The 15,501-nt window shown below is 51.4% G+C and carries 13 protein-coding genes; 7 read left to right on the forward strand and 6 right to left on the reverse strand.

Going from position 1 to position 15,501, the window contains the following annotated elements; translation table 11 throughout:
* Positions 1-5 precede the first annotated feature (5 nt).
* From METH5_RS0105685 to METH5_RS0105695, 3 genes are all read left to right on the forward strand, one after another.
* Complete coding sequence (locus METH5_RS0105685) at positions 6-1,133, forward strand: homoserine O-acetyltransferase (protein ID WP_029147599.1); 1,128 nt, start codon at positions 6-8, stop codon at positions 1,131-1,133.
* Positions 1,130-1,738 carry a methionine biosynthesis protein MetW gene (metW, locus tag METH5_RS0105690; protein WP_029147600.1) on the forward strand — a complete coding sequence of 203 codons (609 nt, stop codon included), beginning with the start codon at positions 1,130-1,132 and terminating at the stop codon, positions 1,736-1,738. Before METH5_RS0105685 ends, metW begins: the two co-directional genes overlap by 4 nt.
* Before the next feature lie 298 nt (positions 1,739-2,036).
* On the forward strand, positions 2,037-2,723 hold the full coding sequence (locus METH5_RS0105695; RefSeq protein ID WP_029147601.1) for a PEP-CTERM sorting domain-containing protein: 687 nt from the start codon (positions 2,037-2,039) through the stop codon (positions 2,721-2,723).
* Between the two features lie 72 nt (positions 2,724-2,795).
* Here METH5_RS0105695 and METH5_RS0105700 read toward each other — a convergent pair whose 3' ends face one another.
* A complete protein-coding gene (locus tag METH5_RS0105700; protein ID WP_029147602.1) occupies positions 2,796-4,682 on the reverse strand; it encodes a sigma-54-dependent Fis family transcriptional regulator in 1,887 nt (628 codons plus the stop codon).
* A 267-nt stretch (positions 4,683-4,949) separates the two neighbouring features.
* On the opposite strand from METH5_RS0105700, the gene METH5_RS0105705 reads away from it, so the two are divergent.
* The 3 genes from METH5_RS0105705 (at position 4,950) to METH5_RS0105715 (ending at position 8,563) form a co-directional block, all read left to right on the forward strand.
* Positions 4,950-6,815: a methanol/ethanol family PQQ-dependent dehydrogenase gene (locus tag METH5_RS0105705; protein WP_029147603.1), complete on the forward strand. Its 1,866-nt coding sequence runs from the start codon at positions 4,950-4,952 to the stop codon at positions 6,813-6,815.
* A gap of 13 nt (positions 6,816-6,828) precedes the next feature.
* The gene (locus METH5_RS0105710; RefSeq protein WP_029147604.1) at positions 6,829-7,149 is read left to right on the forward strand and encodes a c-type cytochrome; all 321 of its coding nucleotides are present in this window, start codon (positions 6,829-6,831) and stop codon (positions 7,147-7,149) included.
* A 169-nt stretch (positions 7,150-7,318) separates the two neighbouring features.
* Positions 7,319-8,563 (forward strand): AmpG family muropeptide MFS transporter, encoded by a 1,245-nt coding sequence (locus METH5_RS0105715; RefSeq protein ID WP_029147605.1) that lies wholly within the window; start codon positions 7,319-7,321, stop codon positions 8,561-8,563.
* Between the two features lie 749 nt (positions 8,564-9,312).
* On the opposite strand, the gene METH5_RS0105720 is transcribed toward METH5_RS0105715, so the two are convergent.
* Positions 9,313-10,515: an MFS transporter gene (locus METH5_RS0105720; RefSeq protein WP_029147606.1), complete on the reverse strand. Its 1,203-nt coding sequence runs from the start codon at positions 10,513-10,515 to the stop codon at positions 9,313-9,315.
* A 6-nt stretch (positions 10,516-10,521) separates the two neighbouring features.
* The gene (locus METH5_RS0105725) at positions 10,522-11,295 is read right to left on the reverse strand and encodes an exodeoxyribonuclease III (protein ID WP_029147607.1); all 774 of its coding nucleotides are present in this window, start codon (positions 11,293-11,295) and stop codon (positions 10,522-10,524) included.
* A gap of 26 nt (positions 11,296-11,321) precedes the next feature.
* Here METH5_RS0105725 and pyrE point away from each other — a divergent pair, with 26 nt between their 5' ends.
* The gene (gene pyrE / locus METH5_RS0105730) at positions 11,322-11,969 is read left to right on the forward strand and encodes an orotate phosphoribosyltransferase (protein WP_029147608.1); all 648 of its coding nucleotides are present in this window, start codon (positions 11,322-11,324) and stop codon (positions 11,967-11,969) included.
* A 42-nt stretch (positions 11,970-12,011) separates the two neighbouring features.
* On the opposite strand, the gene METH5_RS0105735 is transcribed toward pyrE, so the two are convergent.
* The 3 genes from METH5_RS0105735 to METH5_RS0105745 all read right to left on the reverse strand — a co-directional run bounded on the left by METH5_RS0105735 (position 12,012) and on the right by METH5_RS0105745 (position 15,498).
* The gene (locus tag METH5_RS0105735; protein WP_029147609.1) at positions 12,012-12,401 is read right to left on the reverse strand and encodes a YidB family protein; all 390 of its coding nucleotides are present in this window, start codon (positions 12,399-12,401) and stop codon (positions 12,012-12,014) included.
* Between the two features lie 712 nt (positions 12,402-13,113).
* On the reverse strand, positions 13,114-14,199 hold the full coding sequence (locus METH5_RS0105740; protein ID WP_029147610.1) for a pseudouridine synthase: 1,086 nt from the start codon (positions 14,197-14,199) through the stop codon (positions 13,114-13,116).
* Between the two features lie 45 nt (positions 14,200-14,244).
* Positions 14,245-15,498 carry a transglycosylase domain-containing protein gene (locus METH5_RS0105745; RefSeq protein WP_029147611.1) on the reverse strand — a complete coding sequence of 418 codons (1,254 nt, stop codon included), beginning with the start codon at positions 15,496-15,498 and terminating at the stop codon, positions 14,245-14,247.
* Positions 15,499-15,501 lie beyond the last annotated feature (3 nt).

The raw sequence follows: 15,501 nt of genomic DNA on the forward strand, positions 1-15,501 counted from the left end.
GCAGCATGTCTGAATCGAATTCTGTTGGTATCGTCAAAGCGCAGGTCGCGCATTTCACCCAGCCGCTCACCCTGAAAAGCGGCGCCGTGTTGCCACAATACCACCTGACCTATGAAACCTATGGTGAACTCAACGCGGCTAAAACCAATGCCGTGCTGATCTGTCACGCCCTGTCGGGCAACCATCATGTCGCTGGCCGCTATTCGGCAGACGATAAATATCCAGGCTGGTGGGATAACCTGATTGGCCCTGGCAAGCCGTTAGACACCAATAAGTTTTTTGTCATTGGCCTCAACAACCTTGGCGGCTGTCATGGCAGTAGCGGCCCTTCCAGCGTTGACCCGCTCACAGACAAGCCCTATAGCGCCACTTTTCCGGTAGTCACCGTCGAAGACTGGGTAGAATCACAAGCCCGCTTACTTGACTATTTAGGCATTGAGCAATTAGCAGCCGTGATTGGTGGCAGCCTGGGTGGCATGCAGGCGCTGCACTGGAACATCGTTTACCCAGCGCGTGTACGCCATGCGTTTGTGATTGCCTCTGCGCCTAACTTAACCGCGCAAAACATGGCGTTTAACGAAGTAGCACGCCAGGCGATTATTACCGACCCCGAGTTTTTTGACGGCGATTATTACAACCACGGCACAGTACCGCGGCGTGGCTTGCGCATTGCGCGTATGCTGGGCCATATCACTTATTTGTCTGACGACGTCATGGGCGAAAAATTTGGCCGCAAACTGCGTCATGGCGATGTGAAATACAGCTTTGATGTCGAGTTTGAAATGGAATCTTACCTGCGCTATCAAGGCGACAAGTTTGCCGGTGAGTTTGATGCCAACACCTATTTACGCATGACGCGCGCGCTGGATTACTTTGACCCGGCGCTGGATTACGAAGGTGATTTAAGCAGAGCATTGAGCCGTGCCCAGGCCAAATTTGTGGTGATTTCTTTTACCACCGACTGGCGTTTTTCACCCGCACGCTCGCGTGAAATTGTCAAAGCACTGCTTGATAATGCCCTACCGGTAAAATATGCCGAGGTGACCTCAGACCACGGTCATGACGCATTCTTAATGCCTGACCCGTATTATCACAACATCATGCGCGCGTATCTGGAGCAAGTTAAAGTATGATTAATGCAAATATTACAAATATTCGTCCAGATTTTGCATTAATTACAAACTGGATCAATACCAAAGCCAAAGTGCTAGACTTAGGTTGTGGTGACGGCACCTTGCTGACTCATTTGCACGAAACGCTGGAAACCACCGGTTATGGCATTGAAAAAGATGATAGCAACTGGCTGGCTGCGCTCAAAAATGGTGTCGATGTGATTCAAATGAACCTCGAAGAAGGCTTGTCTGGCTTTGAAGACCAGTCGTTTGATACCGTCATTTTGTCGCAAACCTTACAAGCCATGCATAACACCGAAAGCATTGTGCAAGAGATGTTGCGCGTCGGCCGCGAAGTGATTGTGACCTTCCCCAATTTTGGCTACTGGCGCAACCGCATGCAGATTACATTCGGTGCCATGCCAGTGTCTAAAAGCCTGCCTTACCAGTGGTACGACACCCCAAACGTGCACTTGTGCACCATCAATGATTTTGACGATTTTTGCGTGCAGCACCAGATTCAGGTGATTGAACGCAAGGTCATCACTGGCGGCCAGGATGTGCACTTACTGCCTAACCTGATGGGCAATCTGGCCATGTATCGCCTGCGAAAATACAGCGCCTAACCACCTTCACATCAAATAATTACCCTATATTCGCGGCCTACACTGGCTGACGAATATCTACGCCTACCGATAGGGCGCAACTCACATGTCGCCCAATCGCTCACCAAAGACCACCGATTAAAAATAATAGATGTATTGACATCCATCCATTATTTATTGATAATGATAATCATTCCCATTATCATCAATGTGGGAATACATGGTAAAGACGTTTGTGAGTAACGCAGCCAGTTAAAAGATTCTGGCGCGTATTAAAGACGCCAGTCATTAATAATTACTCAAAAAGGAAGTTAGTAAAATGAAAGCTCAATATTTAAGCATCGCTATTGGTGCAAGCCTGTTCGCAATCACTGGTCTGGCACAAGCCAACACCACTTACAGCAGCTTTGTAGATGTGGCTGACTCAGTCTCATTTGACGGCTGGAACCAGCTCAACCGCAACCGCGTTGATGACACTGGCGCAGCCACCCCATTAACAGCAGCGCAATTGGCCGCAGGCACCGAAGGCAACGTGGCAGGTTCCGGCGACGCATTGCTGACTCAGGTATCCGGTAGCTACTACCCGGCTGGCTTTGGTTTGTATGGTGACGGTAACCTGACATTCACTGACAACACTGTTTCAAACAACATCAGCGCTTTGGCATTCCAAGGCATCGTCAATGACTTCAATGCGTCATTCGGTGGTGAAGCCTACACGATTACACTGAGCTACAACGGTGGTAGCCAGGCAATCGCAGGCACATTGGTTAACTTTGTGAATACCGGCACTGTGGATGACTATTACTACTACTCATGGGATTTGAGCGGCATTTCTACACCGGTCACCTCTTACACCTTAAATTTCAGCGCTGGTTTCTCACAAGCACTGGCCTTCCAGGTTGACCAGGTCGCTTCTGTGTCCTCAGTGCCAGAAGCTGACAGCTATGCCATGATGATGCTGGGCCTGGGTGTGATGGGCGCGGTTGCACGTCGTCGCAGCAAATAATACCTACTATCATAACGCCATGAAAAAAAGCCCCGGTATTGCGCCGGGGCTTTTTAGTATTTGGGCAGTTGATTAACTCAAATTCAACGCTTTCAAGCGGCGATACAATGTATTTCTGCTCATGCCAAGCTGGCGCGCCACGGCAGAGATATTGCCCGCCTGCTGCTGCATTGCCAACCGGATCGCTTCATCCGACTGCGCTTTTAACGTCATTAACATGGGCGCTGCAAGCGGTTCTACCGTCGCATCAATATAAAGCTCATCCAAAAAATCTTGCGTTAAGTGCTGCAAGCCGATCAAAGCACCGTCTGCGAGTGCTACCGCGGTGCGCAATACATTATGCAATTGCCGCACATTGCCAGGCCATGGATGCCGCGCAAACAGTGCCATGACTTCAGTGTCTATGTCACTATTGGTTGCCTGTTCTACTTGCAAAATCAGGCTGATTAATCGCTGCAGGTCTTTACGCTGGCGCAAGGCTGGCAACTGTACCGTCAAGCCATTAATACGGTAATACAAATCACTGCGAAACTCACCCGAGGCGACTTTATCTTTTAATTTTTGGTTGGTCGCGCTAATCAGCATAAAATTCACAGGGATGGATTTGCTAGAACCCAGTGGCGTCACACTACGCTCTTGTAACACACGCAATAATCGCGCTTGCAACGATAAAGGCATGTCGCCGATTTCATCTAGGAACAGCGTGCCGCCGTCAGCCTGCTGAATTTTGCCGAGATTGCCTTTGCGCTTGGCGCCGGTATAAGCGCCTTCTTCATAGCCAAATAACTCCGCCTCAATCAGGCCTTCTGGCAATGCCGCACAATTCACAGCAATAAAAGGGCGTTCGCGCCGTGTGCTGGCATCATGGATAGCACGCGAAAACAGCTCTTTACCCGCCCCAGTTTCACCCAGCACCAAGACCGGAATCTCACGATTTAATACTTGCTTAACCTGTGTAATCGCCAATTTCAGTTGTGGATCGCCACTGTCGAGCAACTCAAGGCTGGCGGCTGATTCTCGTGGTTGTGTCATGGCAGGCTTGCGGCTTGACGCGCGTGCCGACGCACGTGCAAACAGCGGCGCACCATTACGCAATCTGAGTGGGAATAATAAATCTGCGCCTAAACCGCGCTGTTTAAAAGCGAGCCAGGACTCATCAAAAATGTCATCAAACTTAACCGGCCTGCTCGCCAGCACATCTTCATCCAAAGGCAGCCCAAACTGAAACTGGCCACTGCGGTTAATCGCACGCAGCAAACCAGTGTCATCAAACAAGGCCAAGCCCTCCCACAAGGTGCCAATAAACTCTGGCCTGGCATGAAAATGCACGCCAATATCGCCTTCTACCATGGCATGGAACAAGCGGTTTTCTACCATTTGTGCGGCCATTTTAACCAGCGCCAGCGTGTGTTGCTGAGGCTGATTCAAATCGTTGGACACATCCAGGGTAGCCACCAGCTGGTTGTTGGCGGCAAAAATAGGCACGGCAGAACAACTCAATGAATGGTGATAAGCCATAAAGTGCTCAGCCCCTTGCACACTGATAGGCGCGCGCTCTACCAGCGCCGTGCCGATCGCATTGGTGCCACGGTGCTCTTCACTCCATGACGCACCAGGCAACAAGGAAGCACGCACATCCCCTTGCGCGACGCCTTCGCCCATGGTGCGCAAAATAACGCCTTCGTTGTCGGTCAAAATGACCAGGCTACGGGTATGTGCAATTTGCTCACTCAAGGTCAGCATCTCTGGCTCGGCATGCGCCAGTAGCAAACGATTTTTTTCCAGTCGCTGCGTTAACTCCTGGGCCGTAATGATCTGATCATGGGCCGGCGCCTGCTCATCAACCCCTTTGACCATGCAGCGCCGCCAGGAGCGTTCAATCGCCTCAGCAATGGCAAGCTGATCGTCACGCATGGCCGGTAATGCTGACTGTGAAGTAGATTGAGAAAACTTGGACATGACTGCCTGAACACCTGTATCACCGATTGAACAACTGTACCAGTTTGACACACCACTGAACAGTTACCACTGCCTCAGCCATGATCACGCCAACTAGAACACATAAATAAGCATTTGATTTTAATTCATTTTTTCTATTTTCCAAAATAGTTAGCAAGGTTGGCACAGGCGTTGCAATCAATCGTCAGCAGTCACAAAAGAAGCGTTTGTTGACTGTCACGCAAGACCACTTATTCCAGCTTCAAACACACCATTTTGGAGGTATGTATGCAACACCAAATCAAGCTCGCCATCACTGCAATGATGCTAGCCGGCAGCACCAGCGTATGGGCCAACGCTGAACTGGACGCCATGATGAAAGACGATAACCAATGGGCAATGGCACGTAAGGATTATGCCAACCAGGGTTACAGTCGTTTGTCACAAATCAACAAGAGTAACGTCAAAAAACTGAAACTGGCGTGGACATTTGCCACCGGCGTCAACCGTGGTCACGAAGGTGCGCCACTGGTGATTGGCAATACCATGTATATCCACACCGCGTTCCCAAACAACGTATACGCACTCGACCTGGATGATAACCAGAAAATTGCCTGGTCTTATTTCCCCAAGCAAGACCCGGATGTGCAATCTGTGTTGTGCTGCGACAACGTGAACAAAGGCCTGGGCTACGGCGATGGCAAGATATTCCTGCAGCAAAACAACGGTGTATTAGTGGCCCTGGATGCCAAAACTGGCGCCAAATTGTGGGACGTTAAAGTGAATGACCCAAAAATGGGCTCAGCCAATACCAACGTACCTCACGTTTTTAAAGACAAAGTCGTGACCGGCTGTTCTGGCGGTGAATTCGGTGTGCGTTGCCATATTTCTGCTTACAACATCAAAGATGGCAGCCTGGCCTGGAAAGCTTACAGCACAGGTGCTGACAGCGAAATGCTGATAGGCAAAGACTTCAACAAGGAAAACCCGCATTACAGTGCATTGTCTGTGTATCAGGATGTCAACGGCGGCAACAAAGAAGGCGGCTCCTTCAAGCCGCTGGATAAATCCCAATTAAAATATCCTGAAGCAGACCTGGGTGTACGCACTTGGCTGAAACCACAGCAGCAGAAAGATGGCTGGCAAAACGGTGGCGGCCCAACTTGGGGCTGGTACTCTTACGACCCTAAATTGAACCTGATGTACTACGGCACCGGCAACCCAGGCACCTGGAACCCGGACGTGCGCCCAGGCGACAACAAATGGTCAATGACGATTTTTGCCCGCGACCTCGATACAGGCATGGCACGCTGGGGCTACCAGATGACGCCACATGACGAGTGGGACTACGACGGCATGAACGAGATCATTTTGTGGGAAGCCAATGGCAAACAACTGGCCTCACACTTTGACCGTAACGGTTTTGGCTACACCTTTGACCGCACCAACGGCACCTTGCTGGTGGCCGAAAAAATGCATCCATTCGTTAACTGGGCCAGCAAGATCGACCTGAAAACCGGCATCCCGGTCAAAGATGCAAAATACTCCACGCACCAGGACTACAACGCCAAAGGCGTGTGCCCATCTGCATTAGGTGTCAAAGACGAGCAACCCGCGGCTTACTCACCAAAAAACAAAACCTTTTACGTGCCGCTTAACCATGTGTGCATGACCTATGAGCCGGTTGAATCCAAATATGTGGCTGGCCAACCATGGGTAGGCGCAACCTTGACCATGTTTGCTGGCCCGGACGGTGTAATGGGTGGCTTTATGGCCTGGGACGGTTTAAAAGGCAAAACCCAGTGGTACAACAAAGAGAAATTCTCTGCCTGGGGTGGTGCATTAGTGACTGCGTCTGACCTGGTGTTTTACGGCACGCTGGACCGCTGGGTAAAAGCACTCGATGCCAAAACCGGTAAAGAACTGTGGAAATTCCAGGTCGGCTCAGGCGTGGTCGGCAACATGATCACCTACGGCCACAAAGGCAAGCAATACGTCGGCGTGCTGTCTGGCATTGGTGGCTGGGCAGGCGTGGCGATGAACCTTGGCCTGACTAACGATACCGATGGTTTAGGCGCAGCGGGTGGTTACAAAGAGCTGACCAAATACAACGCCGCGCCTGGTGGCGGTGGCATGAACGTATTCAGTTTATAAAAGAGGATCTCTGATGCAATTATTTAACAAAACATTGCTGGCAACAGCGTTACTCGCGATGACTGCCTCCGCAGTTGCAAGCAGTGGCGCTGAAGCGTTGGCACAAAAAAGCGGCTGCTTGCTGTGCCACGGCGTAGACAAAAAAGTGGTTGGCCCGGCTTATAAAGAAGTCGCCGCCAAATACAAAGGCGATAAAACGGCTGAAGCCAAACTGGTACAAAAAGTCAAAACCGGTGGCGGTGGCGTCTGGGGCGAAATGCCCATGCCGCCTAACAGCCCGCAAGTAAAGGACGACGATATCAAAACCATCGTCCAGTGGGTGTTAAGCCTGTAGTTTAGTCAACATGGCGTCAGTGGCTGCGTGTCGCACATGCGCCCGCGCGTTCACTGATGCCATGTTTTCTATTGTTTTACCATTGATCTCCGAGTGTGGCCAACCCGCAAGGGTTGGCTTTTTTTTGCGCTAATATTAGCCGCTTTATAAAAGCGTTTACAATGCGGGCATGACCATCGCACAAACCCTGTTTACGCGCCGCATGCTGATGTGTGTGGCCTTAGGCTTTAGCTCCGGCTTGCCACTTTACCTGCTACTGCAACTCTTGCCCGCCTGGCTACGCAGTGAAGGCCTTAACCTCAAAACCATCGCCGCCTTTGCCTTTATACAATTGCCCTACACCTGGAAGTTCTTGTGGGCACCGCTGATGGATAGATACAGCTTATTGCAGTCGCTAGGCCGTCGCCGCAGCTGGATTCTGGCCACGCAACTGGCCCTACTGGCCAGCATCATCAGCCTGGGCATGTTTCAACCGCAACAAGACATCACCATGGTCGCCACACTGGCGACATTGGTCGCGCTGTTTTCCGCCAGCCAGGATATTGTCATTGACGCTTACCGTCGTGAAATTTTAAGTGATCAAGAGCTTGGCCTTGGCAACAGCATACACGTCAACGCCTACCGCATTGCAGGCCTGGTGCCCGGCTCACTGGCGCTCATCCTCGCCGATCACCTGCCATGGTCACAAGTCTTCATCATTGTGGGCCTGTTTATGTTGCCGGGCATCGGCTTTACCCTGTGGTCGCAAGAGCCTGCCATCGTCAGCGTCCCCAAAACCTTGCTCGCCTCAGTCGTAGAGCCCTTTAAAGAATTCATGCAACGCAACGGCTGGCAACACGCGCTGTGGGTATTACTGTTTATCCTACTGTATAAACTGGGTGATAGCATGGCCACCGCACTCGCCACCCCGTTTTACATAGACATGGGCTTTAGCAAAACCGACATTGGCGCCATCGCCAAAGGCAGTGGCCTGCTCATGCAAATTGCTGGGGCTTTTGTAGGTGGCCTGTGGATGCTCAAATTAGGCATCAATCGTGGCTTATGGGTATTTGGCGTGGTTCAAGCGTTATCTATCCTCGGCTTTGCCTGGTTGGCACAAAGCGGCCCATTTACAGAAATCGGCGCGGCCGAGCGCAGCATGCTGGCATTTGTGATTGGCTTTGAAGCATTTGGCGTTGGTCTAGGCACCGCAGCCTATGTCGCCTATATGGCACGTGAAACTAACCCGGCGTATACCGCCACACAACTCGCCTTGTTTACCAGCTTATCTGCTGTACCACGCTCGGTATTTAACGCGCTGACTGGTGGCATGGTGGAAAGCCTCGGGTGGGAGCGGTTTTTTTATGTGTGCACTCTGCTGGCGATTCCGGGGATGTTGCTGTTGTTTAAAGTGGCACCTTGGCGAGAACGCTAATTAATTGCTCACAACCAGCATTACTCGACACACCAACATTTGTTAGTTGTTATGACGACTCGTTTCGCCTCTCGGCGAGTCACTTTCTGGTGCTTGTCCCCCAGAAAGTAACCAAAGAGGACGACACCCAGCCATCACGGCCTTCGGCTTCCTTGCGTTGCTCAACAAAATAAGCCGGTCACGAAACTCAACCTAGCGGGCTGCAAACCCCGCAGCCCACCGCGGGATTCGAACAGTCGCTCCCTCTTCTCTTATTTTGTTTCCGCTACTCAGCGTGATGGAATGGGATTCATCTCATTTAAGTAACATCATTGAGAGTTGGACGATTCAAAAAACAGATTCTTTTTTCTTTCTTCAGCTCACTAACGGTTGCAGTCGCATGGTGTTCGGGGCCCCCATCTGCCGCGCCGAGTAGCGCAGGCGAAGTGGGAGTTTTCGGCCATCGGCTGTTTGAGCTCCGCAACAAGCCACGAAGTGTGTGGCTTGTCAGGACGAGTTTCGATGGACGCCCACTTTGACGAGCAACGCAGGAATCAAGCGGAAGCTGGGGTGCATTTCTTTTGGTTACTTGTTCTTTGGGCAAGCAAAGAAAAGTAACTCGCTGAAAAAGCGAAAAGAAACCTAACAAACAACCATAAACATGTGGGCCTCAATGCCGCCCCCTACGACGACGAATCAAAGAATAACCTTTTATCGCAATCAAACCACGCCTACGCCAAAATGACAGAGTAAACGCCCACACGCATGCGCTACACCAACGCTGGCTTAGCCTCCCGAATCGGCAAATTCGCCACCGCCGCCAACACAGCTAAAACAATATCCCCACACCACATCCACACATAACTACCATTGGCATAAAACACCAACCCACCCAGCCAGGCACCAAAAAAGCCGCCAATCTGATGGCTGAGCAGGGTGAATCCAAACAGAGTGGCCAGATAGCGCGGGCCGAATAACTTGCCGACTAATCCGGCGGTGGGTGGCACGGTTGAGAGCCAGGTGAATCCCAGCACGGCGGCAAACAGATAAAACGTCCATGGTGTTTTAGGCGCCGCCAGATAAGCAGCGACTGCAATAGCGCGTAACGCATACATCCAGAACAAAATCATTTTCATACGCCTGGTTTGCCCCAACCAGCCCGCATATAAGCTGCCAGCCACGTTGGATAAGCCAATAATGGCGAGTGAGGTTGCACCCACTGTTGGCGTCAAGCCGCAGAGGTTTACTTCACCCGGCAGATGCGTGACCAAAAAGGCGATATGGAAGCCACAGGTGAAAAAGCCAATATGTAGGCACCAATAGCTGCGGTCTTTAAAGGCGATGCGCAATTGCTGTCCCAGTGTGATGCCTTCATCCACTTTTGCCGATGGGTGTTTGCTGGCGCCTGGCTTGTCTCGCAAGGGCAACGCCATGGCAATGCTGCACAGCGACGCACATGCCAGTATCAGCATGGCATTGATCCAGTTAAACGAATGAATCAATGCCTGTGACAAGGGTGCGAATACAAACTGGCCAAAGGACCCACCAGCGTTAATAAACCCTGCCGCAAATGACCTGCGCTCGGCAGGCAATTTGGCCGCAACGGCACCGATTAAAATAGAAAAACTACCGGCACCGGCGCCGACGGCTGCCAGCAAACCGATAGAAAAAATGAGGCCAGCCTGTGAGCTCACAAACGGCGTGAGCGCTAACCCCGCCGCGAGTAACAGCGTGCCAATGACAATGACTTTAAACGCACTCACGCGATCCGCCAGCATGCCAAACAGTGGCTGCGCCAGGCCCCAGGTAAACTGGGCGATAGCCATGGCAAAACTAATGGCCACAATGCCCAACCCGGTGCTGGTGTTGAGTGGCGACACAAACAGGCCTAACGACTGGCGTATGCCCATGGTCACGGCCAAAATAGCCGCAGCAGCAATGACCAGCGTCCAGAAAGTGCGCTGTTCGGTCATGCGTGATCAGTCTGCATAATCTACCGTTAACGGCGCATGGTCACTAAAGCGTTCAGCTTTGTAGACACTGGCTGCCACTACTTTCGCCCCTAAGGCTGGCGTTGCCAGTTGATAGTCAATGCGCCAACCTACATTTTTGGTCCAGGCCTGGCCGCGGTTGCTCCACCATGTGTAGCATTCATCGGTGGTATCTGGATAAAGTCCACGATAAGTATCCACCCAACCGACACGCCCCAGTACGTCGGTCATCCAGGCGCGCTCTTCTGGCAAAAAGCCAGAGTTCTTGCGATTGCCTTTAAAGTTCTTGAGATCAATCTCCTGGTGCGCAATATTCCAGTCACCACAAATCACCACTTCACGGCCAGAAGCGACCAATTGTTCCAGGTGCGGTAAAAATAAAGCCATGACCTCAAACTTGAATTGCTGGCGCTCTTCGCCACTGGAACCACTGGGCAGATATAAAGACACCACGCTCAGGTTGCCGTACTGACACTCCAGATAACGGCCTTCAGCATCAATATGCGCATGGCCAAGCCCGATAATGACTTTATCCGCAGGCTGCTTGCTATAGATGCCAACACCGCTATAGCCTTTTTTCTCAGCATAGTGAAAATAGCCGTGGTAACCAGGTGGCTGCAACATCTCGGGCTGCATGTCTGCTGCTTGTGCTTTGAGCTCCTGCAAGCACACAATATCGCCGCCACTATTGGCCAGCCATGGCAAAAAGCCTTTGTTACAGGCCGACCGTATGCCATTGAGGTTCAAGGTTATAATACGCATTGTTTAAATACTTTCTGCTTTTAAAAATGACTGCCAACACACTCAGTGCCGATTTTATTGCTTTTTCCATCCAGAAACAGGTATTACGCTTTGGTGAATTTAAAACCAAAGCCGGGCGCTTGAGCCCTTATTTTTTTAACGCTGGCCTGTTTGACGATGGCGAAAGCATGCTCAAACTGGGCGAATTTTACGCTAACAGCATTCTACAGTCTGGCTTGCAATTCGACATGCTGTTTGGGCCCGCTTATAAAGGTATTCCGCTGGTCACGGCCATCAGCGTCGCCTTTGCGCGTATGGGAAAAAATTACCCTTACGCCTACAACCGCAAAGAAGCCAAAGACCATGGCGAGGGCGGCACGCTAGTCGGCGCCACACTCAAAGGCCGCGTGCTGATTATTGATGACGTGATTTCGGCAGGCACCTCTATCCGCGAGTCTGTAGAGTTGATTCGCAACGCTGGCGCCACGCCTTGCGCCGTGAGCATTGCTTTAGACCGTCAGGAAAAAGGCTTGGGTGAATTATCTGCCGTGCAAGAAGTGGAGCAAACCAACCAGATGCCGGTGGTCAGCATCGCCAAACTGGCCGACCTGTTTGCCTACTTGCAAGGCAACGACAACCTGGCGCAATATTTCCCGGCGATTGAAGCGTATCGCGCGCAATATTGCGTACGATAAGACAGTGAGCCAAACAATAAAGCGAGCAAATGCCCGCTTTATTTATTTCAGCATACCCATTAAGCGCGACATGATCAGTGCCGGATTATTTTCCACTGCACCATTCGGCGTCAATTGATTCACGACATCTGGCAAATGCTCGGCAATTTTGCCAGTCAGCTCATCTGATGTCATATTCAACTTACCCGCAAGCCCGGCCAACACAGAGCTGCCTAATGCAGCACCGATTTGTTGCGCGTTGACATTCTGGTTAGCGCCCGTGCCAACCCAGGAATCCACCTGCTCAGTTAAACCACCATTTTTCAGTGCCTGCAAAATGCCGGGCAACCCACCATATTGCTGAAACAACTCCATGGCCAATGTTGCCAGGGGGCCTTTATCACCCATGACTTTGTTCATCATGGCACCGGCGACGCTATCGAATAATCCCATTATGGCTCCTAAATAATCATTATATTGAATCTTACTTTTTCGCCTCTCGGCGAGTCACTTTCTGATGCTTGCCCCTCAGAAAGTAACCAAAGAAGAGGGCACCCAGCCATCACGGCCTACGGCTCCCTTGCGTTGCTCAACAAAGTGGGCGTCCATCGAAACTCGCCCTGACAAGCCACACAAAACGTGGCTTGTTGCGGAACTCAAACAGCCGATGGCCGAATACCCCCACTTCGTCTCCGCTACTCAGCGTGATGGAATGGGATTCTTCTCATTTGAGCAGCATCGCCACAGTTTGGACGGTTCAAAAACCATATTCGTTTATTAAAATCACCAATCGTTGCGCTCAGTAGGTACTCGGGGTCCCCATCTGCCGCGCCGAGTAGCACAGGCAAAATAAGGAGGAAGGGAGCGACTGTTCGAATCCCGCGGTGGCCTGCGTTTTGTGCAGGCCGCTAGGTTGAGTTTCGTGACCGCTTATTTTGACGAGCAACGCAGGAAACAAGCGGAAGCTGGGGTGCATTTCTTTTGGTTACTTATTCTTTGGGCAAACAAAGAAAAGTAACTCGCCGAAAAGGCGAAACGCAACCTAACAAACATCCACAACCGCGTGGGCAACCATGCCCACCCTACAACGACTACGACTACCGCAAAAAACAACCTTTTATTGCAATCTCACCACGCCTGGATTCCGGCCTAAGCTGGAATGACGTCAAAACCGCTCATGCTCTCCCAAATACCGCCATTGCCCCGGTGGCAACTTACCTAAGTTGATACTACCAATCCGAATCCGCTTTAACCCAACAACGTGTAAACCTACCAGCTCACACATACGTCGAATCTGCCGTTTACGGCCTTCACGTAACACAAAGCGCAATTGTTCTTCATTTTGCCAGGAGACCTTGGCAGGTCTGAGTGTGACGCCGTCAAGGCTCAGGCCATGATTTAATAACGCCAGGCCATTATTGCTCAGCTGGCCTTCTACACGCACCAGATATTCTTTTTCTACATTGGAGTCATCGCCAATCAGCTTGCGTGCAACCCGGCCATCTTGCGTGAGTACCAGTAAACCGGTGGAATCAATATCCAACCTGCCTGCCGGGGCCAGGCCTCGTAAATGGCCACGCTTGAAATCAATGCCACTGCTATCTTCTGACCATTGATTGTCAGGATTAAATAACACAACGGCAGGCTCATAGCCATCTTCGGCCTGACCGCTGACGTAACCAACCGGCTTGTGCAACAGAATGGTCACGGTTTCTGCCTGATGCTCTTTGGCATAAGCGCTAATCACGATCTCGGCATCCGGTTCAATGCGTGTGCCTAATGTTTCGATAATGTCACCATTGACCTTAACCCAGCCATTGACGATCCAGTCGTCCGCTTCACGGCGTGAACACAGGCCACGGTCTGCCATCACTTTAGATAAACGTGGTTGCAAGTCGCTGTCTGGCGCGGCCTGTACTGGCCTGCTTGCTGGGCGGGTAAACGTTTTTTCAGTAAACGGGCGGGCGTTGTCGCGCGGTTTTTCACCACGGCCAGACGTAGATGCAGATGAACGTCCACCTGCATAGGCTGGCTTACCTGCAGGTTTACGCGGGGCTTTATCTTTAAAGGTTTTATCCTTACGCGGCGTTTGGGTTTGCGGGTTAGCCTCTGGCTGTATCTCTGCACTCAGTTGTTTTTTAACAACAGGGGCTTTAGTACGATCACGCAGCTCTGGTGACCTCTGTCTGACCGTTTTCTCGCGTTTTTGATCAGCAGCAGCGGGGGATTTATTGAGTTTGAGCGTAGACAAAACAGTCGTCTCACTAATGAAAGATGAACAAGATGCTATTGTAGTTTATTTGGCTGCTGGCGCACGAAAATTCAGGCTACCCGGCTGCTTGCGTGCACTTTCCGGCATATAGTGCAAAATGCTTTCAGCACGCCGCATATCTGGCTGCTGCGCCACAAACTGCTGCTTCCAGGCGCGATGCGGGTTACGGATAATCCCGGCCAGCCAGGCGGCCTGCGTCGGATTCAGTTGCATCGGCGTTAAACCAAAATAATAGTTTGCCGCAGCGTGTGCCCCACACAAACTGGGGCCCAAATCGACCGTATTCAAATACAGGTTAAGAATTTGTGTTTTATCTAGGGTGTTTTCCAGTTGCACTGCATAGAGCAATTCTTCTATTTTTCGCTTCCAGGTACGCTCACCATTGGTGAACATATATTTGACCACTTGCTGGGTAATGGTGCTGCCACCCACCGCTTTGTCGGCGCTCTCTTTGCCGAGCAACTGCTGCATTTGTGTGATGGCATACCCGGGGTGGTGCCTGAACTCGGCATCTTCAGCAATAATGGTCGCCATGGGCAACCAGCGGCCCATTTTATCGTAGCTTAGCCAATGCACTTTTTCCGGGTGCTTTTGTTCATCTAGCAGCGGGCAATCGTATTGCACCAACGCCGTCGTCACTTTGCTTAAGTCAAGGCCGCTGACCTGTAATTGCGCCAGCTGCGGTTGCGCACTCCAGCGCTGCCTGGGCCAGCGCAGCGTGCCCTCGGCGGTTAGCACACCTGCCACCTTAGCTTGTGCAATTGTGGTCGAATACTGGCGCAAAGGCGCTAACAAGCTTGCCAGCGGCGTGGTAGGCAAGGTCCAGCGTAATCGCAAGCTACGCATGTTGACCGTGCCATCAAAATAAATCTTGAACGGATTTTCCGCCGCATCTGCCAGCAAAGAGCCAGTTAATTGCTGGCCATCGAGCTTTAACCACAGTTCAACCGAGTCCAGCATAAGCGGCTGGTCACTAACCGATTTAGCCTCCAGCCAGCAGTGCTGGCAATGCACGCGCAAGCCATCATCATCGTATAAACGGATATCGCCCTGGTGCAGACTAAAGCCTTTTTTATCCAGCAACCAGCGGCCAGCCGGAGAGGTGGCCAACATCAGCATAGGTAACACACGCACCTGCACACCACTGCCTAGCGGCAACTTTACGCGCCAGGCGGTTTTGTCATAAGGTTGCCAGATCCAGGCAGCCACACCGAGGCCTGCCAGCAAGCAGGCTAGTAATACGGTTATAACCAGGCGTTTGCACCACACTTTTAGCATGTA

This window comes from Methylophilus sp. 5, from assembly GCF_000515275.1.
GTDB lineage: Bacteria > Pseudomonadota > Gammaproteobacteria > Burkholderiales > Methylophilaceae > Methylophilus.

Excerpts from the sequence above, each read along its gene's own strand:
- METH5_RS0105685 (WP_029147599.1), top strand. The coding sequence starts at position 6 with ATGTCTGAATCGAATTCTGTTGGTATCGTCAAAGCGCAGGTCGCGCAT.
- metW (WP_029147600.1), top strand. The coding sequence starts at position 1,130 with ATGATTAATGCAAATATTACAAATATTCGTCCAGATTTTGCATTAATT.
- METH5_RS0105695 (WP_029147601.1), top strand. The coding sequence starts at position 2,037 with ATGAAAGCTCAATATTTAAGCATCGCTATTGGTGCAAGCCTGTTCGCA.
- METH5_RS0105700 (WP_029147602.1), bottom strand. The coding sequence starts at position 4,682 with ATGTCCAAGTTTTCTCAATCTACTTCACAGTCAGCATTACCGGCCATG.
- METH5_RS0105705 (WP_029147603.1), top strand. The coding sequence starts at position 4,950 with ATGCAACACCAAATCAAGCTCGCCATCACTGCAATGATGCTAGCCGGC.
- METH5_RS0105710 (WP_029147604.1), top strand. The coding sequence starts at position 6,829 with ATGCAATTATTTAACAAAACATTGCTGGCAACAGCGTTACTCGCGATG.
- METH5_RS0105715 (WP_029147605.1), top strand. The coding sequence starts at position 7,319 with ATGACCATCGCACAAACCCTGTTTACGCGCCGCATGCTGATGTGTGTG.
- METH5_RS0105720 (WP_029147606.1), bottom strand. The coding sequence starts at position 10,515 with ATGACCGAACAGCGCACTTTCTGGACGCTGGTCATTGCTGCTGCGGCT.
- METH5_RS0105725 (WP_029147607.1), bottom strand. The coding sequence starts at position 11,295 with ATGCGTATTATAACCTTGAACCTCAATGGCATACGGTCGGCCTGTAAC.
- pyrE (WP_029147608.1), top strand. The coding sequence starts at position 11,322 with ATGACTGCCAACACACTCAGTGCCGATTTTATTGCTTTTTCCATCCAG.
- METH5_RS0105735 (WP_029147609.1), bottom strand. The coding sequence starts at position 12,401 with ATGGGATTATTCGATAGCGTCGCCGGTGCCATGATGAACAAAGTCATG.
- METH5_RS0105745 (WP_029147611.1), bottom strand. The coding sequence starts at position 15,498 with ATGCTAAAAGTGTGGTGCAAACGCCTGGTTATAACCGTATTACTAGCC.